Source organism: Brumimicrobium salinarum, assembly GCF_002844555.1.
In the GTDB taxonomy this organism is placed as follows: domain Bacteria; phylum Bacteroidota; class Bacteroidia; order Flavobacteriales_D; family Crocinitomicaceae; genus Brumimicrobium; species Brumimicrobium salinarum.
On the sequence record NZ_PJNI01000010.1, the window covers coordinates 106,645 to 129,788 of the forward strand.

A 23,144-nucleotide genomic window follows, 5' to 3' on the forward strand; every position below is an offset into this window, starting at 1 on the left:
TTATTACTATTTATTAAAATTGCTTTTTCTTAAAGAGTCTTAGTTTTGGCGATCAAATAATCAAGTGAATATTTTCCAGCACCAATAAGTGTAATTGTGAGATAGGGGAGTGCATATAGCAAAGCGAATTCTTGCTTTCCAAAACCATCATTAATATGAACGATAAAAGCGATGATGATCATATTGATAAACAAAGTGATGCTTGCAATTCGTGTTCCTAGCCCAAAGATTAGTAAAATGGAACAAAATACTTCTGCGAAAACAACAAGTACTAGAGACGCTACAGCCCCAATTCCTAGAGGGTCCGCAAATTGAATAGGTCCTTCGCTTAAAAACAATTTCTCAAACTTTCCTATACCATGCGTTAACATTAATATACCGATTGTAACTCTTAGGATTAAAAGTGCAAGATTTACATTACTTGCGTAGTTTCCTGATTTGAATAAAATGTTTACTATTTGTTTCATTTTTGTAATTTTAAATTGATAATTATTGTTTATTATTTCTGTTTTTTACGGCTTTAATTGCTCCAGTAGACCAAATTGCGCATAAGACCAAGATGGGTTGGAAAAACAATCTGATTAAACGAGCTTGGTCAGTATCCAATCCAAAAGCATCGACTTCATTAACATATTGTGAAATGTTCCCAGGGAAAATTAGTATAAAGAAAACTCCCGTAGCTATACCAACCAAAGCCTTCCATTTTTTTAATCCAATGAGTGCTAAACCAAGTATTATTTCTACAATTCCAGAAAGTACAACGACTAAATCTACAGAAAGAGGAACCCAAAGCGGAACTTGTGCTACAAACTCTTGTCTGTTGAATGTTAGGTGACTAATTCCTGCAAATAAAAGTGCCGCACCAAGCAGGACCTTAAACACAGTTTGTGTTTTGGAAGTTTTAATTCCAGAAGCCCATTTTAATTTCTCTAAAAGATTCATAATATTTCTTTTACATTTATTTTTTCAATACATCTTGTATTTCTGACATTTTCTCAAACATTGCTTTTGCAAAAGGGCATAAGGGCAAAATATTTAATTCACTTTCTCGTGCCATTTCAACAATTTTTATCAATAGTCTTTTACCGACGTCTTGACCTTTAAATTCTGGTTCTACTTCCGTATGATCAATGATTATATTGGAAGTAGAGAACTTAGAATAAGTCATTTTACCAGCGGTTTTCCCATCTTCTTTTGCAATGGCATATCCTTTTGATTCGCTCTCTTTAATTGTTATTTCCATCTCTGCTATTTTTTGCACTATTACAGTGACATTGGAACCTCCATTAAAAGTACACGTGCATCTTCGCTTGCTTTTACATTGATTGCATCTGTATCCCAAACTCCCATTCCATCTCTTTTAGAGAGTTTTTCACCATTGATTTCTACTTCACCTTCTAAAATGAAAGCATACACGCCATTTCCTTCTTTTTTGATTTTATATTCATCTGCTTTCCCTTTTTCAAAATTTCCTAAATAGAACCAAGCGTCTTGGTTTACCCAAACTCCTTGTTCTCCTTTGTGAGGTGAAACCACTTGATAAAATTTATTTTCAACTTTAATATCTTTTAAAGAAATTTGATCGTATCTAGGTGTTACATTTCTTTTATTAGGGAAAACCCAAATTTGAAGAAACTTAACTTGCTGATCTTTGTTTTTGTTATATTCAGAATGAGTTACCCCCGTACCAGCACTCATCACCTGTACATCACCTTCCTTTATGACAGCGGTGTTTCCCATACTGTCTTTGTGCTCTAAATCTCCTTCTAAAGGAATAGATACAATTTCCATATTGTCATGAGGATGTGTTCCAAATCCCATTCCTGCGCTTACTGTATCGTCGTTTAAGACGCGTAAAACCCCAAAATTCATTCTTTCAGGATTATAATAATTTGCAAAACTAAATGTATGGTGTGAATTCAACCAGCCGTGATTTGCGTGTCCTCTTGTTTCTGCTTTATGTATTACTGTGTTCATCTTTTTTAAGTTTTTATTGGGTAAATGATTAAATCCTACTTGTTGCCTCAATGTATCGTAAGTAGATTTTATCGCTTCTTTATTGGAAGAACTTAATATTTGCGGTGCAATCGCTCCAGCTGCACCCGTTAAAATTGCTCTTTTTAAAAACTTATTACGATTCATTTCCTTTGCTGATTTAATACAGTACAAAGGTGCGGAAGTTATTGAGAATGTGGAATATGAAAAAAAGGGGTAAACTTATGAAAATCCGACATTCGATGTTTTTAGCGGTAGGAGCGGGGGGAATGATGAATTATGTAGAATAACTTGTCTAAATTCTTCCATATATGAAAATTTTAATTTTCATATATGATCAGGATAGCAGTTGTGGAGAAAGCAAGAGGAAAAAAGTAAAAATGCAGACATTAGTGATCCAAAAGTAGAAAAAGAGTAGAATATATCGTTAATGCTCAGAAAAAGGAAATAAAAACTGATTCACCGTTATTATACCACTAACAATTTCTCCTATTAAAACAGATGCACATATACTTTGAAGCGAAAACCACTGTCTTAGGATTTTTAAAATTTAAAAAGCTTAACGCTAAGCTGGTAGATTAAGAGAAATCTTATTAATGCCATACTGGTATAATTGTGGGGAATCATGATGAAAAAGATGATTAAAAGTTTAGAAATACTTTATCTGACTTCAATCCGTATAAATTAATCAACTGAAATCAAATGTATTACAACCAAAGCCTCAAATAAAAGCAAGAATAAATCATAAAATGATAACACTTTATCATTTTTATTTGTATATATTTGTTTTAATTCAAAGTTGTGCTGAAAAATTTTCTATCCATATCATTAATAATCGTTATTCTCGGACTCAATTCGGGACTAACATTTATCACTCATTACTGTGATGGTGAGGCGGTAGAATCCTCATTTAGTCTTACACAAGCAGACTTAGATTGTGGAATGTCTCAGGAAGAAATGAAATCTTGCTCAAATGATAAGCACAATCAAAAAGAAGTCATTCATAAAAAAGGTTGTTGCGAGAATGAATATCTTTCTTTTGATGCTGACTTCGACTATAATCAAGCACAGGTTACTCCAAACACACATTTAGATTTTAAATTTGCCGTTGCTTTTGCTTATTCTTTTGTAAACAATCACTTACTACTTCAAAAAGAAAAGCCTTCACTTGAAGCCTATCGACCTCCTTTGATTAATCAAGATATTTCTGTCTTGCATCAGGTATTCATAATTTAGAAACAACATACATTAATTATTCATTCTTATTGAATATTAGAATGATGAGTGAGGATGCTATTTGCAAACCTCAATGAATGAATTTTTCATTTTTAATTATTTGTTATGTTGAATAAAGTTATTCGGTACTTTCTTGAAAACAAGTTAGTAACCTTTTTGATATTAGTTTTATTTATTGGCTGGGGTTTGGTGACCTCACCATTTAATTGGGACACAGGATCTCTGCCTTCAGACCCCGTAGCCGTTGATGCTATTCCAGATATTGGAGAAAATCAACAAATTGTTTTTACCGAATGGATGGGAAGATCACCTCAAGATATTGAGGATCAAATCACATATCCGTTAACGACTTCTCTTCTCGGAATACCAGGAGTTAAGTCAATTCGGAGTTCTTCCATTTTCGGATTCAGTAGCATCTATATTATTTTTGATGAAGATGTTGAGTTCTATTGGTCGCGTTCTCGTATTCTTGAGAAATTGAACTCACTTCCTGCCAATTTATTACCTGATGATGTTCAACCAGCTTTGGGTCCCGATGCCACAGCACTCGGCCAAGTGTATTGGTACACGCTGGAAGGAAGAGATAAAGAAGGAAATCCAACAGGGGGATGGGATTTACATGAGATCAGAACTGTTCAGGATTTCTTTGTGAAATACAACCTTAATGCGGTGGAAGGAGTTTCTGAAGTGGCTTCCATTGGAGGTTATGTTCAAGAATATCAAATCGATGTAGATCCCGATGCCTTGAAAACTTATGATATCCCACTTTATGATGTGATGAATGCTGTAAAGAATTCAAATCGAGATATTGGAGCCAAAACCATTGAAATCAATAAAGCGGAGTACTTGGTAAGAGGTCTTGGATATGTGGAAAGTATCGAGGATATCGAAAAAGCTGTGGTTACGGTAAATGACAATGTTCCCATTAGAATCAAAGACATTGCGGTGGTAAACTTGGGACCTTCTACCCGACGTGGATTATTAGATAAAGACGGTGCTGAAGTTGTAGGTGGTGTTGCTGTGGCAAGATACGGAGCTAATCCTTTACAAGTCATCAATAATATTAAAGATAAAGCAGATGAAATTGCCAGTGGATTACCCAAGAAAACCTTAGCCGATGGAACAGAAAGTCAATTGACTATTGTGCCTTTTTATGACCGAACGGAACTCATCAATGAAACCATTGGAACCTTGGAAGAAGCATTGTCACTCGAATTATTGATTGTGGTTTTAGTCGTTGTGGTGATGGTACTCAATTTACGCGCTTCCATTCTTATTTCAAGTTTGCTTCCTGTTGCCATCTTGATGGTTTTTATTGCCATGCGCTATTTCAATGTCGATGCCAATATTGTAGCCTTATCGGGAATTGCAATTGCCATTGGAACCATGGTCGATTTGGGAATTATTCTCTCTGAAAACGTCATAAAACATATTAAAGAATCTCCCAAAAGCCAAAAACTAATTGATACGGTCTATAATGGAGTGGCAGAAGTAAGCTCAGCTATTTTGACAGCGGTAACCACAACAATCGTAAGTTTTATTCCTGTTTTCACTATGCAAGCAGCAGAAGGAAAGTTATTTCGACCTTTGGCGTTTACCAAAACCTTTGCTCTTATTGCTTCATTAATTGTGGTTTTGATTATTCTTCCCACCCTTGCTCATTTAGTTTTTAAAATTAACATCAAGAAAAACACCAAAGGAATTGTACTCAATACACTGCTAATTGTAGGTGGGTTATTTGTTGCTATGTGGATGAGTTTGTGGGGCGGTTTAACTTTGTTGGCTTTTGGAATAGCTTGGTTTATCACCGAGTACAGCAAACAAAATCGAATCACCAAAAACCTTACGGTATATATCACCGTGGTTTCTGTAGTTTGGTTGTTAGCCAAATATTGGATGCCACTAGGTCCAAGCAATTCTCTTTTAATGAATTTCTTATTTGTAGGAGTTATTGTGAGTCTCATTTTGGGGGCATTTTATCTATTGGAAAAATACTATACCCACATTTTAAACTGGTGTTTAGACAACAAAGTCAAGTTTTTATTGATTCCCACTTTTGTAATTCTTTTTGGTTCAACAGCTTGGTTAGGATTTAACACTATGTTTGGCTTTGTAGCCACTGGGCTTGACAAAATCGGAGTAAACATCAGAACCACCAAAGTTTGGTCGGGAATTTCCCATTCTTTACCTGGATTAGGAAAAGAATTTATGCCTTCTTTGGATGAAGGAAGCTTTTTATTGATGCCGACTTCTATGCCACATGCTGGAATTGAACACAATAAACAAGTGGTTCAGCAATTGGATATGCTTTTGGCCAATATTCCAGAAGTAGAATTGTCGGTTGGTAAAATGGGAAGAGTAGAGTCTGCATTAGACCCCGCTCCAATTTCCATGTATGAAAATGTGATTAACTACAAACCCGAATATTTATTAGACCAAAAAGGACATCGTGACCGTTTTAAAGTGGATGATGAAGATAATTATATCCTAAAAAATGGAGACACTTTAAGCAATGAAGAAGCGTTAAATCAAAATATCTCAAGAGAAAATTTAATTGCCGATGAAGATGGACTTTACTTCCGAAATTGGAGAAAAAGCATCCAATCTCCTGATGATATTTGGGATGAAATCATTCGGGTAACAAAAATCCCAGGATTAACTTCTGCTCCTAAGCTACAGCCGATTGAAACACGTTTAGTCATGCTTCAAACGGGAATGAGAGCACCGATGGGAATCAAAGTATTTGGGCCAGATCTCGAAACCATTGAGAAATTTGGAATGGAACTGGAAACTATTCTAAAAGAAGTTCCTTCGGTAAAAAAAGAAGCTGTTTTTGCAGACCGAATCGTTGGGAAACCTTATTTACATTTCGATATTGATAGAGATGCCATTTCCAGGTATGGATTGAATATTGAAGATGTGCAACAAACCTTGGAAACGGCTGTTGGTGGAATGGAAATTACGTCAACTGTAGAAGGACGTAAAAGATTTCCTGTGCGTGTACGCTATCCACGAGAACTCCGCGATGATCCTAGTCAGCTGGAGAAAGTATTTGTACCCACTCCAACGGGAGTTCAAGTTCCATTGATTGAATTGGTGGATATTGAATATGTTCGAGGTCCACAAATGATAAAAAGTGAAAACACATTTTTGGTAGGCTATGTACTGTTAGACAAAAAAGATGGATTTGCCGAAGTGGATGTGGTAGAAGCTGCACAAAATCATATCAAAGATAAAATTGATAATGGTGAATTAACCGTACCCAATGGCGTTAGTTATAAATTCTCGGGGAGTTATGAAAATCAAGTCCGAGCAGAAAAAAGGCTAGCGATAATCGTTCCACTTGTGTTGGTGGTCATTTTCCTTATTCTTTATTTTCAGTTTAGGTCTGTGAGTACTTCCCTGATGATTTTCACTGGAATAGCCATGGCATTTAGTGGTGGGTTCATCATTCTATGGTTTTATGGTCAAGATTGGTTTTTAAACTTCAACTTTTTTAATATGAACATGAGAGATCTTTTTCAAATCTCTACTATTAATATGAGTGTTGCGGTTTGGGTCGGATTTATCGCCTTGTTTGGAATTGCCACCGACGATGGTGTTTTAATGGGAACTTACCTCGATCAAAGTTTTAAAAGAAACAAAACAAATTCAATTGAAGAAATAAAAGAAGCGGTGGTTATTGCAGGCCAACGAAGAATTAAACCTGCAATTATGACTTCAGCCACAACCATTATTGCCTTGTTGCCCATTCTCACCTCAACAGGAAGAGGAGCCGACATCATGATTCCAATGGCGATTCCCGCTTTTGGTGGAATGTTGCTGGCTTCTATCACTTATTTTGTTGTTCCTGTATTATACTACTGGAAGGAAGAACATAAACTTAAAAAAGAATCGAAATGAAACTATATTTAAAAATCTTATTGATCCTATTGATAGGAATAAGTGGGGAAGGATTTTCGCAATCTCTGGATAAATATTTAGAGGAAGCTGCAGAAAACAATCCATTACTTAAAGCGAAGTATGCCGATTTTGAAGCGAGTGTGGAAAAAGTTGCGCAAGTCAATTCTTTGCCCAATCCAAGTATTTCATTTAGCTATCTGGTTAGTCCAAGTACACCTCATACAGGAAATCAAAAAGCAGGCTTAGGCATTCGACAAACGATTCCTTGGTTTGGTACGTTAAAAACCTCGGGCAGTGTTTATGAACTTCAATCCGAAGCACTTTATCAGGAATTTATAAATGAACGCAATCAACTGTTTATGGAGGTAAAGTCGGCTTGGTATCCGCTTTACGAATTGCATCAGGAACTCAAATTGCAAAAGGAGAATAAAAAGGTGTTGTTAAGTTATAAGCAACTCGCCACAACGGGATTTAAAGTTGGCAAAAACAGTATGGCCGATGTGCTGCGGGTGGATATCAAAATTGAAAGCACCACCACAGAAATTAAGTTGCTTGAAGAAAAGATCAAACCTTTTACGGTGCGTTTCAATAGGCTGTTGAATAAATCAGATACAGCCGCAATAGAAATTGAAGAAACGATACAATTGGCAGAAATCCCTTTGAATTATAGAAGAGACAGCTTGTTGGAAAATCATCCCAGTTTAAAAGCTTTGGATTTAGAATATCAGTCCGCTCAAGCTTCGGAAACCTTAGCCAATAAAGAAGGATTACCAAGTTTCGGAGTCGGCCTAGATTATGGCTTTATGCCCAATGCTAGAAATATGGTAATGCCTATGGTGAGTATTTCTCTTCCCATTTATAGAAATCGATACAAAGCTTTGAAGAAGGAAGCGCAATTGAAACAAGATGCCATTGAATTTTATAAACAAGACTTTGAAAATGAGTTGATTTCCAATTATGAAATGACAAGATACGAATTGGATCGTGCAAAGGAAAAGTTTTTACTTTATCAACAACAAATTGAAAGAACCAAACAAGTTATTCATCTGCTCGAAGTGGAATACAGCAATTCGGGCGATGATTTTGAAGAAATACTGCGCATGCAACAAGATTTAATTAATTATCAAATAGGAAAAGCTACAGCGGTTAAAGATTTCTTTACGGCCTTAGCTAAACTCGATTATTTAACAGCAAAATCAGAATAAAATGAAAAATAGAAAAACAATATACATCGCTTTGTTCACCTTAATTTTAGGATTGTTTTTTGGTTGGTTGATTTTTGGTTCGTCAAAAGAAAGTACATCACCAACCGAACAACACGACCACAGCGAAGAAACCATTTGGACGTGTTCCATGCATCCACAAATTAGAAGTCAAGAATCAGGCGACTGCCCGATATGTGGAATGGAATTAATTCCTTTAAGCGATGACAAAAATGAGGGCGGAGACCCAATGGAAATCAAGATGTCGCCTACTGCTATGCAATTGGCTTCTGTACAAACTTCCATTGTTTCTAAACAAAAGCCTATCAAGGAAGTAAGAATGAATGGAAAGGTAAAAACCGATGAAAGAAAAGTGTATTCTCAATCTTCTCATATTCCGGGAAGAATTGAAAGACTCACGGTAAACTTTACAGGAGAATCCATTCAAAAAGGACAAGTTTTGGCATACATCTATTCTCCAGAATTGGTAGCTGCCCAAGAGGAATTATTTGAGGCGAAAAAAATAAAAGAAGAACAACCTTCTTTATATAAAGCCGCCAAAGAAAAACTGCAAAATTGGAAATTAACGGATAAACAAATCAATCAGATAATAGAGCGTGAAACTATTCAAGAACAATTTCCAATTTTGGCTGATGTTTCAGGAATCGTAACAAAGAAAAACATCAATCTCGGCGATTACATTAAAAAAGGAGAATCGCTCTATGAAATTGCAGATATCAGTACCGTTTGGGTGCTTTTTGATGTTTACGAAAGCGATATTCCGTGGGTAAAAAAAGGCGACAAAGTGGAGTTTACTGTTCGCTCCTTGCCTAACGAAACTTTTAACGGCGAAGTCTCTTTTATCGATCCTGTTATCAATTCCAAAACAAGAGTTGCATCGGCTAGGGTCATTATCAAGAACCCAGGGAAAAGATTAAAACCCGATATGTTTGTTCGAGGAATTGTAAAAAGCGAATTGGAGCAACAAGAAAAAGTGATTGTTGTGCCCAAATCTGCGGTAATGTGGACGGGAGAAAGATCATTGGTGTATGTAAAAACCAGTAGTTCAGAACAAGTGAGTTTTCTCATGCGCAAAGTGACTTTAGGATCTTCCTTGGGAGATAGCTACATCATAAAAGAAGGATTGGAAGTAGGCGAAGAAATTGCTACCAACGGAACCTTCAGCATTGATGCCGCAGCACAGTTGGCGGGTAAACCAAGTATGATGAGTCCTGAAGGTGGCAAGCCAGTTACGGGACATAATCACGGAGGAGCTTCTCATTCTGAAACTATGACAATGGAAGAAATGTCCATCGGTCAAAAGGAAAAAGATGCCTTGTCTCCACTTTTCGAAGCTTATTTCAAATTAAAAAACAATCTCGTAAATGACGATTTCAAAGCTGGAATTTCAAGTGCGAAAGAAATGACTACAATCTTAAATAAAGTTGACATGAAAATTTTTAAAGGCGAAGCCCATGACTTTTGGATGAAGCGAAGTGACGTTCTAAGCAAGGAATTAAAAAAAGCAATTTCGACTAAAGAGATTGGAGAGCTTAGAAAACCATTTGAGGAAATTTCGAATCAATTAATTATGATTCTGAAATCTTTTGGAGCGATGGACAAGGCCATTTACATCGAACATTGTCCTATGGTGAATAACAACAACGGTGCAGATTGGTTGAGTTTAGAGTCTGAGATTAAGAATCCATATTATGGTGAAGCGATGTTGAAATGTGGTGAGGTAAAACAAGTAATCAAATAGTTAATTAATAATCAAAAACAAATAAAATGAAAAAAGTAATGACAGTATTAATGGCAGGAGGTTTTTTCGTTCTAACGAGTTGTGCAGGTAGTGATTCTACACCTACTGAAAAACCAACAGAAACTACAGAGCAAGTGAATTCTTCTACACAGACAGAAGAAGTAACGAAAAAGGACAACCTTTCTTCAATACTCAATAGCTATTTCGAAATGTCAGAAAACCTTACAAATGATTCAGCCGCCGACGCAGCAAAATCAAGTGAGAAGTTATCAAATGCATTAAAAGACTTTCAAGGTGATCAGCTTTCAAACAAAGAATACAAAGAAGTTGATGAGATCATGAATAGTTCAATTGAACATGCTGGACATATTACTGAAAACGCTGGCGATATTCACCATCAACGTGAACATTTAGTCTTGCTTAGTTTGGACATTAAAGATTTAATTGAAATTGTTGGAACAGACCAAAAGGTTTACGAAGCTTATTGTCCGATGGCAAATAACAACAAAGGTGCTATTTGGGTAACAAATAAAAATGAAGTGAACAATCCGTTCATGGGTCAAAGTATGCCAAAGTGCGGAAAAATAAATGGTGAAATCAAATGAAGTCTTATATTAAATGGATAATATATAGTTTATTGATAGTATTGGTTGGGATTCAATTTATCCCAACCAGTATCAATCAACAAGAAATCACGCCGTATACTGACATACGGAAGGTTTATACTATTCCAGATAATGTCTTAACTATTTTAGAAGTTTCATGTTTTGATTGCCACAGTAACAATACAAATTATCCCTTTTACAGTCGAATTCAACCCATGGCAATGCTAATGGATAAACATGTTCGTGAAGGTAAAGAAGAATTGAACTTTAGCGAGTTTGGTGATTATTCAGATAGAAAAAAAAGAAATAAACTATTCTCTATACAGAACCAAGTTAAAGATGGTGAAATGCCACTTTCCTCCTATACACTAATGCACAATGATGCCAAATTAACAGCGAATGAAAAGAAGCTGATTGAAGAATGGATTACTAATTTATAGAAAGATGGATGTCATAACAAAAGAATTTAATGTTAAAGGAATGCTTTGCAGTCGATGCTTAAAAGTGTTAAGTATTGAATTTAAAGAAATAGATGTTAAAATTATTGACATCTCTCTTGGAAAAATTGTATTACGCTACAATCCAAAGAAAGTCAGTAATTCAAAAATCGAAGAGATCATAAAAAACAATGAATTTGAAATCATTGGTAATAGTGAAGATATTCTTGCAGAGGAAGTTAAAAGGATAATTATTGAATACGTTTGGTCTTCTGATCTTCAGCTAAAGTTATCTGAATATATCACCAAGAGAATAGATTTAAATTATGATTCCTTAAGCAAATTATTTTCAAAAACATTCAACAAAACGATTCGTCAATATAGCATCTTATTAAAAGTTGAGCGAGCAAAAGAATTAATTGAAAATGATGAATTAAACTTTTCTGATATAGCCTACAAATTAGGTTATCAAAACTCTTCTGCATTATCTCGACAGTTTAAAAATGTTACTGGAATTAATTTATCTGAATACAAAAACCATGAGAAGAGTAAGCGCATTCCCATAGACAAAATATGATATTCATTAAATGTAAAATGGTAAACAATAAAGTTAATACTATTATATATTTGTTTAGCAACGATTTAGTAACAGATAGCTTGAACTATTATAAATTATAAAAGTAAATAAAATGAAAAATATACTTGTACCCACAGACTTTTCGAAATGTGCTCAAATTGCATCAGAGCTTGCCTTAGAAATGGCAAAAAAAGCAAATGCAGAAATTCATTTCCTTCACTTGCTCATGACTCCAGTAGATTGGGTTAATCTTCCAAAAGAAGAAGAGGATAATTTTCATGAGACCAAGAAAGAGATCGGTTATGCAAAAAGTGAATTAAGCAAACTCAAAAGGAAAGCTGAGAAAATGGGGTTAATAGCCAAAGATTTTCTAGTTTTTGATAAAGGCAGAGAGGAAATTGATGCACATACCCAACACCATAAACATGACTTTATTGTCATGGGGTCAAATGGAGCGAAAGGTTTTAAAGGGATGCTTGGTTCCAACGCTCAAAGGGTAATACAAACTTCAACCGTTCCTGTCTTAATAATCAAAAAGAAAGTAAAAACCTTTGACATAAAAAATATTCTTTTTGCTTCAACTTTTGAGGAGGAAGCTATTGAAGCTTTCAAAAGAATACTTAAATTTTCAGGATCAATGAATGCAGATGTTCAATTACTCAACGTAATTACGCCTCATAATTTCAAAGAAACTGATGATGCTCTTAATGATATGCAATCGTTTCTAAATTTGTCTGCAGGGAAAGGGAACAAGGGTCGTACATATATTTACAATGCAAAAACCGAAGAAAAAGGTATACTGAAGTTTTCTCAGGAGAATAAAATAGATGTTATTGTTTTAGCTACTCATGGAAAATCGGGTTTCAAAAAAATATTTTCTCCAAGCATTACAGAAAAAGTAATTAATCAATCTGAAATTCCAGTATTGAGTTTGAATTTAAAGACCCATTAAAACACAAATTCATGGAAAGTGTAGAGGAATAAAAAGTAGAGTTTCAAATTTAATCAATGAAATTAAAAAGGAACATCCAACATTATAACTTCAAATAAAAGAAAATTACTTTTCTGCTTCAAAACCAATCGATAAAGAAGTTGATGTATTAAATTTTAAAGAATACATTACTTTTCTTACAACCATGATAGAGAAACATTCAGACTGAAAATAAATATTCATTCTAGAAAATTAAAAAATGAGCGATTATAAAAAAAATAGTTTAACATTGAGAGGTGCGGTTTCCTTAGGTACCGGGGTCATGATTGGTGCAGGAATATTTGCTTTATTGGGTCAAGTTGCCGAATTATCAGGTCAATTATTTCCTTATATATTTCTTATTGGTGCTTTGATTTCTGGATTTAGTGCCTACACTTATATTAAGATGTCAAATGCATATCCTTCAGCAGGTGGTATAGCCATGTATCTTAGTAAAGCTTATGGAAAAGGAACTATTACTGCATCTGCTGCACTCATGATGGCCCTTTCAATGGTCATTAATGAAAGTTTAGTCGCACGTACTTTTGGCACATATACATTACAATTATTTGATGTAAGTGAAAACTCAATGCTGATACCACTTTTAGGTGTCTTACTAATTATCTCTGCATTTATAATAAACATTTCTGGAAATAAGTTGATTGAAAAATCATCCTTAACAATGGCCATTATTAAAATTGGTGGAATTGCTGTTTTTGCAATCGCTACGTTATGGTTTTCTGGTGTTACTATGGAGCGTTTAATACCTTCTGATACTTCCGAATACAGTTGGGCTAGCTATATAGGTGCCATTGCATTGTCAATTCTAGCCTACAAAGGGTTTACTACAATCACAAATAGTGGTGATGAAATTATAAAACCAAATAAGAATGTAGGAAGAGCCATCATTATTTCAATTTTAATCTGTACGGTGGTTTATATTTTAGTCGCTTTTTCCGTGACATCAAACCTTTCTATAGCTGAAATTGTAGCTGCTAAAGATTATTCATTAGCTGAAGCTGCTCGACCAGCTTTTGGTCAATATGGGGTTTGGTTTACTGTAGGAATTGCAATCGTTGCTACCATTTCAGGTATAATTGCAAGCATTTTTGCAGTTTCAAGAATGACAACTATGTTAACTAACATGAAACTCATTCCCCACAGTCATTTTGGTATGAAAGGCAGTATTCAAAAACACATGTTAGTTTATACAGCCGTACTTGCTATAATACTCACGATATTTTTTGATCTCAGTCGGATTGCATCCTTGGGTGCAATTTTGTATTTAATTATGGATATAATTATTCATTGGGGAGTTTTAAGACGTTTAAGAAAAGAAATTAAAGCAAACAAGTATATTATTTCTATCGCCATAATTCTTGACTTTATAGTTCTTGGGGCATTCTCTTGGATTAAGTTTGAACAAGACACTTTAGTAGTAATCGTTGCTGCGGCATTAATTCTACTTATATTTATAGGAGAAAGACTCTTTTTAAACGCTAATAAACAACAAAATGGAAAATCACGAACATTCTGATCACGATACCGGAGAACACAATCATCATAAAATGATGATTAAAGACTTTAAACGCAGATTTTGGATCTCTCTAATTCTTACGCTCCCCATCCTTGCTTTAGCGCCAATGATACAAGGCGTATTGGGTGTTGATTGGAGTTTCACTGGTAGTAATTACCTGCACTTTGGGTTATCCAGCATTGTCTATTTTTATGGCGGATGGCCTTTTCTAAAAGGTTTAGTCAGTGAACTAAAAAGCAAATCCATGGGAATGATGACCCTTATTGCGGTCGCTATTTCCGCTGCCTACTTCTACAGTGTCGCAGTTGTTTTCGGCCTTGAAGGTCAAACTTTCTTTTGGGAATTAGCAACGCTTATCGATGTAATGTTGCTGGGCCATTGGCTTGAAATGCGCTCCATATTAGGAGCAAGTAAAGCTTTAGAAGCCTTAGCAGATTTGATGCCCAATGAAGCTAATCTAGTAGAAGATGATCAAACACGTAAAGTGAAAATTGATGAGCTCAAAGAAGATGATATTATTTTAATTCGTCCGGGTGAAAAAGTCCCTGCCGATGGTATAATTATCGAAGGAGAAAGTGATTTCAATGAAAGTATGTTAACCGGTGAAAGTAAACCAATCACCAAAAGCGTTGAGGAGGAAGTCATAGGTGGTGCCATCAATGGAAACAGTGTGGTGAAAGTTCGTGTTAAAGGAATTGGAGAAGAGGGGTATCTCTCCAAAGTAATTGACATGGTGCAAACGGCTCAAAAGCAAAAATCAAAAACGCAACGCCTCGCAGACACCGCAGCTAAATGGTTGACAATTGTAGCGCTAGTTTTAGGTTTTGGAACTTTCTTTACATGGTTGGCATTGGGTGAAAACCTAGCGTTTTCAATGGAGCGCATGGTAACAGTGATGGTGATTTGTTGTCCTCATGCCCTAGGGTTAGCCATTCCACTTGTGGCTTCAATTTCCACAAGTATTTCTGCTCAAAATGGTTTATTAATACGCAATAGAACTGCTTTTGAGTCGTCTCGAAAAATTTCAACTATAGTGTTTGATAAAACAGGAACTTTAACCAAAGGTTCACATGAAATCACACGTATAGTTTCGCTTCATTCTGACTATACGGAAACGGAACTTTTAACTTATGCAGCGGCAGTAGAAAGTCCATCAGAGCATCATATCGCCAAAGGATTAGCGCGGAAAGCAAAAGAAGATAAGTTAGACATTCCATCAGTTACTGATTTTAAATACACAGCAGGTGTTGGAGTGAACGGAAAAGTAAATGGCAAAGAAGTTCACGCTGGAGGAAATATGTTGTTGGAGAAAATGAATGAGACCGTGGATAAAGATGAGAAGGAAGGAGTAGAAACCAAGGTTTTCACTTTTGTAGAGGGCGAACTAATCGGTTTTATCACTTTTGCAGATGAAATAAGAGAAAGTTCTTTTGATGCTATTAAAACGCTACATGATCACAACATAAAAGCTTCTTTACTCACAGGAGATAATGAAATTGTGGCCAAAGATGTGGCAGATAAGTTAGGCCTCGACGATTATATGGCAGAAGTGCTTCCCGATCAAAAATTAGAGAAAATAAAAGAATTGCAAGCACAAGATGAATTTGTGGCCATGGTTGGAGACGGTGTAAATGACGCGCCTGCTCTTGCCCAAGCGGATGTTGGAATAGCCATTGGTTCAGGGACTGATGTAGCTGCCGAAACGGCCGATATCGTATTAATGGACAGCGACCCAAAAGACATTGTAAACTTAATTTTATTTGGAAAAGCGACGTACCAAAAAATGGTTCAAAACTTAGTTTGGGCTACAGGCTATAACGTGATTGCCTTACCCATTGCCACAGGTTTTATTCCAGGACTAATGATAAGTCCCGCTTTTGGAGCTGCTTTGATGAGCGTGAGTACTATAGTTTGTGCCTTGAATGCGCAATTGTTGAGACGAAAGATTGGATAATGCTGAAGAGGTAAGCACTAAAAATGTTGTATTAAAAAGATGAGTCGTAAATATTTGAAAAGTAATTCATCGTTACTGAGCTTCCTTTCGAATGACAGTTTTTTGTGTTAAGGAGAAGAAAGTAGCTTTTATAATTTCTCAATTTGAAGAATCTTGTCAGTTAACCGTTTATTCGTATGAATGACGATTTAGAAATATTGACTTGTAAAGTATTGGATAGGCATTTTAACTAATTCCTTCTTTTTTCTTAAAAAGAGAAGGGGACAAATCTGTATGTTTTTTAAAAAATGCGCTGAAATTGGCGGGTTCACTAAATCCGAGTTCATATCCTATTTCTTTATTGGAGAGATCTGTAAAATAAATTAATCTTTTGGCTTCGGTAATAATTCTAGATTGAATATACTCTTTGGCTGTTTTCCCAGTTCTCGCTTTAAAAGTACGATTAAGATGATCAGAGGAGATAAACAACTCATTCGCATAGAAACTAGTAGAATGTTCTTTTTTATAGTTTTTATTGACAGCCGTTTTGAAATTTCGAATTAAATTATCACCCGATGAGTCAGCATCAGATTCTATGGGATTGATTGAACAAATATTGTTGCATTCTATTAAGAGCAGCTTTAAAAGTGATCCAATGGACAAAAGCTTCATGTTCTTATCACTATTAAAAAACTCAAATATGTTTTCAGCATAATTAAATATGGATTTGAATTTTTTATCATCTGGTGTTAGAGGCGGACTTTGCCCATAATTTTGAAAGAGGTTTAAACTTTCAATAAAAGAAATTGGAATTGCATTTTCGATTAAAAATTGATTGGAGAACGTCATGGCAAATCCATAAGACTTGTCCGTTTCAATGACTTGGTGGACTTGTCCAGGAGCAACGAAAAACACTTGTTGGTTGGCTAGATCATAAGTGTTGAAGTCAATTTTATGCTCACCTTTTCCTTTTTTAACAACTAAAACAGTATAGAAGTTATGCCGATGTGGTTCATCTGGTTTTCCTTCTCTTTTCACATAAATATCTTCCATGCGAGAAATCCCAAAGCTTAAATTCTCTTCTTCGGCATTTACTTTTTGATATGTTTTAACGGTGTTCATCCTTACACTAGCGAATTATTAATTTAAATCAGGTAATTAATTTTAAAGTAAAAATAGAAATAATTTGTAATTACTTTGAAAAAAAACAAGTCAGCTACTTAAGTAGTTGGCTTATTTAAAGTTATTTGGCTCGTAAGAGTACAATTAATTTTTAAAAACCGTTTCGCCATCTTTAGTCAATTCAAGGTCGTCTCCTTTACCCCTCAATTCATAAGTGTCGTTTTTATACCAAATTCCTGACGCTGCTCGTTCACCTTTTAAATCTATTTGCACACCGCCATTCAAATATATTTTTACGGTATTTTCTGTATTATTGAAAGTCATGTCAAGCGTTTCTCCCTCTTTATTTTTCAATGAATAATTAACTATATCATCTTGGTGTTCAAATATAACTTTACCGTCCTTTTTCAGCTCTAAGTCGTTTCCTTTTCCTCGGAGTTCATAGTGATCGTTTTTGTACCAAATTCCAGAAGCAGGTTTTTCTGATGCTAATACTATCGTTTCTCCTTCAAAAGTTAGAGTTACTCTCCCTTCTGCATTATTGAAGGCCAATTGGAGTTCTTTACCATTTTCATCAACGGAAGTTATTGTCTCTACTTTTTCGGTTTTTGTTTCTTCTGTCGTTTCTAAACTCTCTTGTTCTGCGCTTTCGCTGCAAGAGCTTAAAATCATTGCGGAAACCAATGTAATGGTCAAAATCTTTTTTGTCATTCTGTTTTTTTATTAATTCTTATTTTTTGTGTAAAAATTTAGTTCTTAATTGAGGCTTGAAGATGTTTCAAACTTGCTAATTGCATTGTGCAAAGTCCATTCCAAAATCATGATGAATATTTTATTCCCGTTAAATAAAAAAAACACTCAATTTGGAAAAGAAAATTCGCTTCATAATTGAGTGTTTTAATTTTAGAAAGGTCAAGCTAATTTTATACACAAAGTGTGTTTATACCTTTATCTAAGATAAATCTAACTTAGAAATGTCTATTCCTAAAGCTTTGGCAACACCTTTCCCATATTCTGGGTCAGCTTTATAGCAATTTCCAATATGTCTTTCTTGAATAAATTGTTCAGCTCCTGTTATATTTCTCGCTGTGTTTTCAAACAAAACATTTTGCTGTTCAGGAGACATTATTCGGAATAAATTTCCGGGTTGCGTGTAATAATCATCGTCCTCTCTGTGGTCGTAATGAAATGCATCACCGTCAATTTTAGAAGCAGGTTCTGCATACTCTTTGCTTTCTTTCCATTGATCATAGCTGTTTGGTTCGTAATGTAAAGTAGAACCTTCGTTTCCATCCACACGCATTGCACCATCTCTGTGCGGATTATGGAAAGGACATTGTGGTTTGTTCACAGGAATTTGGTAGTGATTTACCCCCAATCTATAGCGCTGTGCATCTCCATAAGAGAACAAACGTCCTTGTAACATTCTATCTGGTGAAAACCCAATTCCTGGAACTACATTCGCAGGATTAAATGCCGCTTGTTCAACCTCTGCAAAATAGTTTTCTGGATTTCTATTCAATTCAAACTCACCAACATCAATTAAAGGATAATCTCCGTGAGGCCAAACCTTCGTTAAATCAAAAGGATTAAAACGGTAATCTTTAGCATCTTCTTCTGGCATGATTTGAACCTTCATGTGCCATTTTGGGAAATTCCCTTCCTCAATTGCATCAAATAAATCTCTTTGATTACTTTCTCTGTCTTTTCCTACCAAAGTTTCAGCTTCTTGATCGGTAATGTTTTCAATTCCTTGTGCTGTTTTGAAGTGGAATTTCACCCAGTAACGTTTATTGTCGGCATTCAAAAAACTAAAAGTGTGACTACCATATCCATTCATGTGACGGTAGGACTTTGGAATTCCTCTTTCGCTCATCGTAATGGTTACTTGGTGCAAAGCTTCGGGTAGGAGGGACCAGAAATCCCAATTGTTGTTTGGACATCTTAAATTTGTTTTTGGGTCACGTTTTACCGCTTTATTTAAGTCAGGAAATTTATATGGATCTTTTAAAAAGAATACAGGCGTATTATTTCCAGCTAAATCCCAATTTCCTTCTTCTGTGTAAAATTTCATTGCAAATCCACGAATATCTCTTTCTGCATCTGCCGCGCCTCTTTCTCCAGCAACGGTTGAAAAACGAACAAACATATCTGTTTTCTTTCCTATTTCAGAGAAGATTTTTGCTTTGGTGTATTTTGTAATGTCATTTGTAACTGTAAATGTTCCAAACGCTCCCGATCCTTTAGCGTGCATTCGTCTTTCTGGAATTACTTCTCTATCAAAGTGTGCTAATTTTTCTAAATACCAGAAGTCTTCTAAAAGCATTGGGCCTCTTTTTCCAGCTGTTTTTACATTTTGATTCTCTGCTATAGGTCTTCCAGAAACGGAGGTGAGTTTTTTCTTCTTATCTGTCATAATTTGAATGTTTTGTGATTTAGCTTACAATATAAATAATAATGTTGGTTTATATGGAGTGAAAAATCAATAACTCCATAAAAAAAGCAGTAGGAACTAATTTTTCTACTGCTTCACTGAAACTTAAATATTCTAAACTACTTTTTGAACTTCCACATTGAACCGTTCTTGGTGGTTAACTTTTCCAACTTTCCTTTAGCAGTTAAGTCATTCAACACATCTTCACTTTCTGCTCTTGGTGTTCCTGAAAGCACAGAATATTCTTTTGCTGTGAGTGTTGGATAAACTGCAAATAGGTTTTCCCATTTCTTACTGTATTCACTTTTTTCAATGTTAGAATTCACTTTTAGAATAGCCATTTCATAAAAAGCGTAAGGTTTTGTACCATAAACAATATCTCTATTTCCAGCGTCATCAATAACGAAAATTGTTGGAAAACCTCTGACCCCATAATCTCTAGCTACTTTTAAGTCTTTCTCAAAAAGAGATTTTGCTTTTCCTTCATAATCTGTCTTTAATTGCTCAACATCAAGTCCAACCGTTTTTGCTGCCGTAGCCATGTGTTCCCACTTGGCTATGTTCTTCTTCTTTAAGAAAACCAATTCGCGCATTTCTCTCATGAACAAATGAGCTTTTTCTTCACTTTGCATTTGCGCAGCCTTGAAAGCAATTGATGGCGGATAAGAAGAGTCGAGCGGATCTTCTAGCCATAAATCACCATCTATTGGCATGTCGTAATGAAGACTTACTTCATCCCAGTGACTAGCAACATCTGATGGTTTTCCAATTCCACCGCTGTTGTAGCTCCAGTCTGGTAAAAGTCCACCCATTCTGTATTCAATGTCAATGTGTTCTCCGTATTCCAATTTAAGCTTTCTTAATTGTGGTTCAATTCCCCAACAAGAAGAACAAATCGGATCTGTAAAGTAAACTAATTTCACTTTTTCGCTATTTGAACCTTTTACATTCTTGGGAGAGTTTTCTGTTTCTCCCGTTTCACACATTCCCGTTTCAATATCACAAAGAAGCGGATTGTTTGCTTTTTCTGTTGTATCTTTTTTCATGTCTTTACTATTTGTTTGTCCTTGAACAGTTCCAATGCTGAACAAAGAAATTAATATTGCTAAGAGGCTAATTCTAGATATCATAATGAAGTTTCTTTTCTAATTTATAAACTCCAGATAACTTTTTCATCCTTCGTTTTTTTATTTCTATAAAATTTTAAGTTATTACAAAGATACAAGATTTTAACTGTATATTTGACATGCATTTCCCTTTGGAAAGCACTTTCCTTTAGGAAACTACCAAGGAGGAAATATAGTCTAAAAGATTCAGCATAATGATATAGAATGAAAAAGAAAGCGATAATTAATGATACCCCCGTTTGTCAAACGAGGATGCAGGCCATAAGTGATACTATGAGTATATTATCAGGAAAATGGAAATTTCACATTATAGGAACTTTAATTGAAGGAAATAAGTTGGGATTCATGGATTTATTGAGGGAAATAGATGGAATTGGAACTAAAATGCTTTCCAAAGAACTTCAAGATTTAGAAATGAATCATTTGGTCAATCGAAAAGTGATGGATACCAAACCAATTACTGTTCAATATTCAATTACAGAATATGGCGCAACCTTAGCTCCAGTTATTAATGAAATAGCTAATTGGGGAATTGCCTATAGAAAGTCTTTGTTTGGGTCAAATGAAAATAAATAGTGGCTGGTCGGAAACAAACGGTTTTTAATATTAAGATAATTTGATCAATTCGCATAATAGGCATATTTTCGAATACACAAAAACTATAGATTATGAAAAAAGTAACGCCTCCAAGAGTTCGTACATTGGCTACAGGGAAAAACCTAATCGCCAAACAAATGCAAGGAAAATCAGGTGATTTAATGCCTAAACACCTTGCCAACGTAGAATCAATTGTATTTGTTCACGAAGGGGAATGTCTTTTCCACATGGACGGACAAGCAACTCCACTAAAATCTGGTGATTCATTGCTTGTTCCTCCACAAGCAAAACATCAAATTGAAGTGGTATCAGACTTTAAAGGTGTTCACTTTATGCCTAAAGATATTGAATTTGAGTTTTTTAAATAGAACTCAGCATTTTTATAACAAAAAGTAAAACTTACAAATTATCTCGAAATATCAATTAAGTGAGCTACCGGGACGAAAATAAACGATTTTCTATTTCATTTTAAAATTGAGATAAGGGATATTTTTTGTCTTGTAAGCACACCTTATTTAAAATCAAAAAACTAAATAATTATGAAAGCAGCAATATTAAAAGATACAGGAAATGCAGATCAAATGACAATAAAGGAAATTCCTACTCCAGCTATAAAGGAGAATGAAATTCTGATTAAAACGGAAATGACCAGTATCAATCCTATCGAAATAAAAACACGTGATGGAAATCGATTTAGCCCAGAGCTACTAAAGCATGAATATCCTATTTTAGGATGGGATGCCAGTGGAGTAGTTGAAAAAGTAGGGAAAGACATTACGGAGTTTAAACCTGGTGATAAAGTTTTTGGGATCATTGGCTTTCCAGGCTTTGGCAAAACTTATGCTGAATACTTTGTAGCTGAAGAAAAGCATTTAACACTTATTCCTGAAGGAGTGAGTTTTGCAGCTGCAGCAGCCAGTACCATTGCTGCTATTACAGCTTATCAAGCGTTGAGGTATTTCGGAAAATTAGGTCCCAATTCAAAAGTATTGATTCACGCTGCTTCAGGTGGAGTAGGACATTATGGAGTTCAATTTGCTAAACATTTTGGTGCTGAAGTATGGGCAACAGCTTCTCAACCTAAAGAAGACTTTGTAAAAGAATTGGGTGCTGATCATTTTATAGATTATAAAACCCAAAATTTTGAAGAAGAAGCACAAAATATGGACGTGGTTTTTGATTTGATTGGTGGGGAGTATATCGATCGTTCATTAAAATCCTTAAAGAAAGGCGGCGTATTGATTAGCATTCCTAGTTCGTCTAATGAAGCAGTTGAAGAAAAAGCCGAAAAAGCGGGATGTGTTGGCGTAAGGTTTAGTCTTAAAAATAATAAGGAAGACATGCAAGCCATCGCTCAGTTATTAAAAGCTGGTGAATTGAAACCTCATATTTCATCAACCTTTACCCTCGATGAAATTCGTGAAGCCCATAGAGAATTGGAAAAAGGACATACTAAAGGAAAGATTGTTATTGCGATGGAGTAATGTTTTGTGGGTTTTAACCAATCTAAGTTTAATCTATTTTACTGATTTGAACAACAAAGAGCTACACACCTAAAAATAGCTCAACACATTATTTGTCACTTTAAATCTATTTTATACCTTTGGGTATAATACCTAACAGTATAATATGAAACAATCTCCATTTATATATGGTGTAACAGTAAGTTCGAAAGCTTTTACAAATCGTGAAAACGAATTCGAAAAA

At 35.1% G+C, this 23,144-nt stretch carries 21 protein-coding genes; 13 read left to right on the forward strand and 8 right to left on the reverse strand.

Annotated features, from left to right (window positions below; all coding sequences use genetic code 11):
• Positions 1-29: 29 nt before the first annotated feature.
• The 4 genes from CW751_RS10180 to CW751_RS10195 are packed head-to-tail and all read right to left on the reverse strand — an operon-like array spanning position 30 to position 1,977.
• On the reverse strand, positions 30-467 hold the full coding sequence (locus CW751_RS10180; protein ID WP_101334898.1) for a DoxX family protein: 438 nt from the start codon (positions 465-467) through the stop codon (positions 30-32).
• Positions 468-489: 22 nt separating this feature from the next.
• Positions 490-942 (reverse strand): DoxX family protein, encoded by a 453-nt coding sequence (locus tag CW751_RS10185; protein WP_101334899.1) that lies wholly within the window; start codon positions 940-942, stop codon positions 490-492.
• Between the two features lie 16 nt (positions 943-958).
• Positions 959-1,243 (reverse strand): GNAT family N-acetyltransferase, encoded by a 285-nt coding sequence (locus CW751_RS10190; protein WP_101334923.1) that lies wholly within the window; start codon positions 1,241-1,243, stop codon positions 959-961.
• Positions 1,244-1,263: 20 nt separating this feature from the next.
• Entirely contained in the window at positions 1,264-1,977 is a 714-nt protein-coding gene (locus CW751_RS10195) for a pirin family protein (RefSeq protein ID WP_101334924.1), read from the reverse strand.
• 819 nt (positions 1,978-2,796) lie between these two features.
• Here CW751_RS10195 and CW751_RS10200 point away from each other — a divergent pair.
• The 10 genes from CW751_RS10200 (at position 2,797) to CW751_RS10245 (ending at position 16,178) form a co-directional block, all read left to right on the forward strand.
• Positions 2,797-3,231, forward strand: coding sequence for an HYC_CC_PP family protein (locus CW751_RS10200; RefSeq protein WP_101334900.1), 435 nt, complete (start codon positions 2,797-2,799; stop codon positions 3,229-3,231).
• Positions 3,232-3,336: 105 nt separating this feature from the next.
• Positions 3,337-7,134, forward strand: coding sequence for an efflux RND transporter permease subunit (locus tag CW751_RS10205; protein ID WP_101334901.1), 3,798 nt, complete (start codon positions 3,337-3,339; stop codon positions 7,132-7,134).
• Entirely contained in the window at positions 7,131-8,339 is a 1,209-nt protein-coding gene (locus CW751_RS10210; protein ID WP_101334902.1) for a TolC family protein, read from the forward strand. The genes CW751_RS10205 and CW751_RS10210 overlap by 4 nt, the downstream gene beginning before the upstream one ends.
• 1 nt (position 8,340) lies before the next feature.
• Positions 8,341-10,098: an efflux RND transporter periplasmic adaptor subunit gene (locus tag CW751_RS10215; protein ID WP_101334903.1), complete on the forward strand. Its 1,758-nt coding sequence runs from the start codon at positions 8,341-8,343 to the stop codon at positions 10,096-10,098.
• Between the two features lie 26 nt (positions 10,099-10,124).
• On the forward strand, positions 10,125-10,703 hold the full coding sequence (locus tag CW751_RS10220; protein WP_101334904.1) for a DUF3347 domain-containing protein: 579 nt from the start codon (positions 10,125-10,127) through the stop codon (positions 10,701-10,703).
• Positions 10,700-11,143 carry a heme-binding domain-containing protein gene (locus CW751_RS10225; RefSeq protein ID WP_101334905.1) on the forward strand — a complete coding sequence of 148 codons (444 nt, stop codon included), beginning with the start codon at positions 10,700-10,702 and terminating at the stop codon, positions 11,141-11,143. The genes CW751_RS10220 and CW751_RS10225 overlap by 4 nt, the downstream gene beginning before the upstream one ends.
• 4 nt (positions 11,144-11,147) lie before the next feature.
• A complete protein-coding gene (locus tag CW751_RS10230) occupies positions 11,148-11,717 on the forward strand; it encodes an AraC family transcriptional regulator (protein WP_101334906.1) in 570 nt (189 codons plus the stop codon).
• A gap of 112 nt (positions 11,718-11,829) precedes the next feature.
• On the forward strand, positions 11,830-12,669 hold the full coding sequence (locus CW751_RS10235) for a universal stress protein (RefSeq protein WP_101334907.1): 840 nt from the start codon (positions 11,830-11,832) through the stop codon (positions 12,667-12,669).
• Between the two features lie 238 nt (positions 12,670-12,907).
• A complete protein-coding gene (locus CW751_RS10240; protein ID WP_101334908.1) occupies positions 12,908-14,224 on the forward strand; it encodes an APC family permease in 1,317 nt (438 codons plus the stop codon).
• Entirely contained in the window at positions 14,202-16,178 is a 1,977-nt protein-coding gene (locus CW751_RS10245) for a copper-translocating P-type ATPase (protein WP_205677817.1), read from the forward strand. The genes CW751_RS10240 and CW751_RS10245 overlap by 23 nt, the downstream gene beginning before the upstream one ends.
• A 225-nt stretch (positions 16,179-16,403) precedes the next feature.
• Here CW751_RS10245 and CW751_RS10250 read toward each other — a convergent pair whose 3' ends face one another.
• The 4 genes from CW751_RS10250 to CW751_RS10265 all read right to left on the reverse strand — a co-directional run bounded on the left by CW751_RS10250 (position 16,404) and on the right by CW751_RS10265 (position 20,759).
• The gene (locus tag CW751_RS10250) at positions 16,404-17,279 is read right to left on the reverse strand and encodes an AraC family transcriptional regulator (RefSeq protein ID WP_101334909.1); all 876 of its coding nucleotides are present in this window, start codon (positions 17,277-17,279) and stop codon (positions 16,404-16,406) included.
• Between the two features lie 144 nt (positions 17,280-17,423).
• A complete protein-coding gene (locus CW751_RS10255; RefSeq protein WP_101334910.1) occupies positions 17,424-17,990 on the reverse strand; it encodes an MliC family protein in 567 nt (188 codons plus the stop codon).
• 241 nt (positions 17,991-18,231) lie between these two features.
• On the reverse strand, positions 18,232-19,695 hold the full coding sequence (locus tag CW751_RS10260; protein WP_101334911.1) for a catalase: 1,464 nt from the start codon (positions 19,693-19,695) through the stop codon (positions 18,232-18,234).
• Between the two features lie 137 nt (positions 19,696-19,832).
• Positions 19,833-20,759: a ClpXP adapter SpxH family protein gene (locus CW751_RS10265; RefSeq protein ID WP_101334926.1), complete on the reverse strand. Its 927-nt coding sequence runs from the start codon at positions 20,757-20,759 to the stop codon at positions 19,833-19,835.
• A gap of 285 nt (positions 20,760-21,044) precedes the next feature.
• On the opposite strand from CW751_RS10265, the gene CW751_RS10270 reads away from it, so the two are divergent.
• The 3 genes from CW751_RS10270 to CW751_RS10280 all read left to right on the forward strand — a co-directional run bounded on the left by CW751_RS10270 (position 21,045) and on the right by CW751_RS10280 (position 22,921).
• Positions 21,045-21,416 (forward strand): winged helix-turn-helix transcriptional regulator, encoded by a 372-nt coding sequence (locus CW751_RS10270; RefSeq protein WP_101334912.1) that lies wholly within the window; start codon positions 21,045-21,047, stop codon positions 21,414-21,416.
• Between the two features lie 92 nt (positions 21,417-21,508).
• Positions 21,509-21,805, forward strand: coding sequence for a cupin domain-containing protein (locus CW751_RS10275; protein ID WP_240612565.1), 297 nt, complete (start codon positions 21,509-21,511; stop codon positions 21,803-21,805).
• A 171-nt stretch (positions 21,806-21,976) separates the two neighbouring features.
• The gene (locus CW751_RS10280) at positions 21,977-22,921 is read left to right on the forward strand and encodes an NADP-dependent oxidoreductase (RefSeq protein WP_101334913.1); all 945 of its coding nucleotides are present in this window, start codon (positions 21,977-21,979) and stop codon (positions 22,919-22,921) included.
• Positions 22,922-23,144 lie beyond the last annotated feature (223 nt).

Bases quoted from the DNA above. Each gene is read 5' to 3' on its own strand.
- CW751_RS10245 (WP_205677817.1), top strand. From the start codon at position 14,202: ATGGAAAATCACGAACATTCTGATCACGATACCGGAGAACACAATCAT.
- CW751_RS10180 (WP_101334898.1), bottom strand. From the start codon at position 467: ATGAAACAAATAGTAAACATTTTATTCAAATCAGGAAACTACGCAAGT.
- CW751_RS10225 (WP_101334905.1), top strand. From the start codon at position 10,700: ATGAAGTCTTATATTAAATGGATAATATATAGTTTATTGATAGTATTG.
- CW751_RS10270 (WP_101334912.1), top strand. From the start codon at position 21,045: ATGAAAAAGAAAGCGATAATTAATGATACCCCCGTTTGTCAAACGAGG.
- CW751_RS10230 (WP_101334906.1), top strand. From the start codon at position 11,148: ATGGATGTCATAACAAAAGAATTTAATGTTAAAGGAATGCTTTGCAGT.
- CW751_RS10240 (WP_101334908.1), top strand. From the start codon at position 12,908: ATGAGCGATTATAAAAAAAATAGTTTAACATTGAGAGGTGCGGTTTCC.
- CW751_RS10220 (WP_101334904.1), top strand. From the start codon at position 10,125: ATGAAAAAAGTAATGACAGTATTAATGGCAGGAGGTTTTTTCGTTCTA.
- CW751_RS10190 (WP_101334923.1), bottom strand. From the start codon at position 1,243: ATGGAAATAACAATTAAAGAGAGCGAATCAAAAGGATATGCCATTGCA.
- CW751_RS10185 (WP_101334899.1), bottom strand. From the start codon at position 942: ATGAATCTTTTAGAGAAATTAAAATGGGCTTCTGGAATTAAAACTTCC.
- CW751_RS10250 (WP_101334909.1), bottom strand. From the start codon at position 17,279: ATGAACACCGTTAAAACATATCAAAAAGTAAATGCCGAAGAAGAGAAT.
- CW751_RS10210 (WP_101334902.1), top strand. From the start codon at position 7,131: ATGAAACTATATTTAAAAATCTTATTGATCCTATTGATAGGAATAAGT.
- CW751_RS10255 (WP_101334910.1), bottom strand. From the start codon at position 17,990: ATGACAAAAAAGATTTTGACCATTACATTGGTTTCCGCAATGATTTTA.
- CW751_RS10265 (WP_101334926.1), bottom strand. From the start codon at position 20,759: ATGAAAAAAGATACAACAGAAAAAGCAAACAATCCGCTTCTTTGTGAT.
- CW751_RS10280 (WP_101334913.1), top strand. From the start codon at position 21,977: ATGAAAGCAGCAATATTAAAAGATACAGGAAATGCAGATCAAATGACA.
- CW751_RS10215 (WP_101334903.1), top strand. From the start codon at position 8,341: ATGAAAAATAGAAAAACAATATACATCGCTTTGTTCACCTTAATTTTA.
- CW751_RS10195 (WP_101334924.1), bottom strand. From the start codon at position 1,977: ATGAACACAGTAATACATAAAGCAGAAACAAGAGGACACGCAAATCAC.
- CW751_RS10235 (WP_101334907.1), top strand. From the start codon at position 11,830: ATGAAAAATATACTTGTACCCACAGACTTTTCGAAATGTGCTCAAATT.
- CW751_RS10260 (WP_101334911.1), bottom strand. From the start codon at position 19,695: ATGACAGATAAGAAGAAAAAACTCACCTCCGTTTCTGGAAGACCTATA.
- CW751_RS10275 (WP_240612565.1), top strand. From the start codon at position 21,509: ATGAAAAAAGTAACGCCTCCAAGAGTTCGTACATTGGCTACAGGGAAA.
- CW751_RS10205 (WP_101334901.1), top strand. From the start codon at position 3,337: ATGTTGAATAAAGTTATTCGGTACTTTCTTGAAAACAAGTTAGTAACC.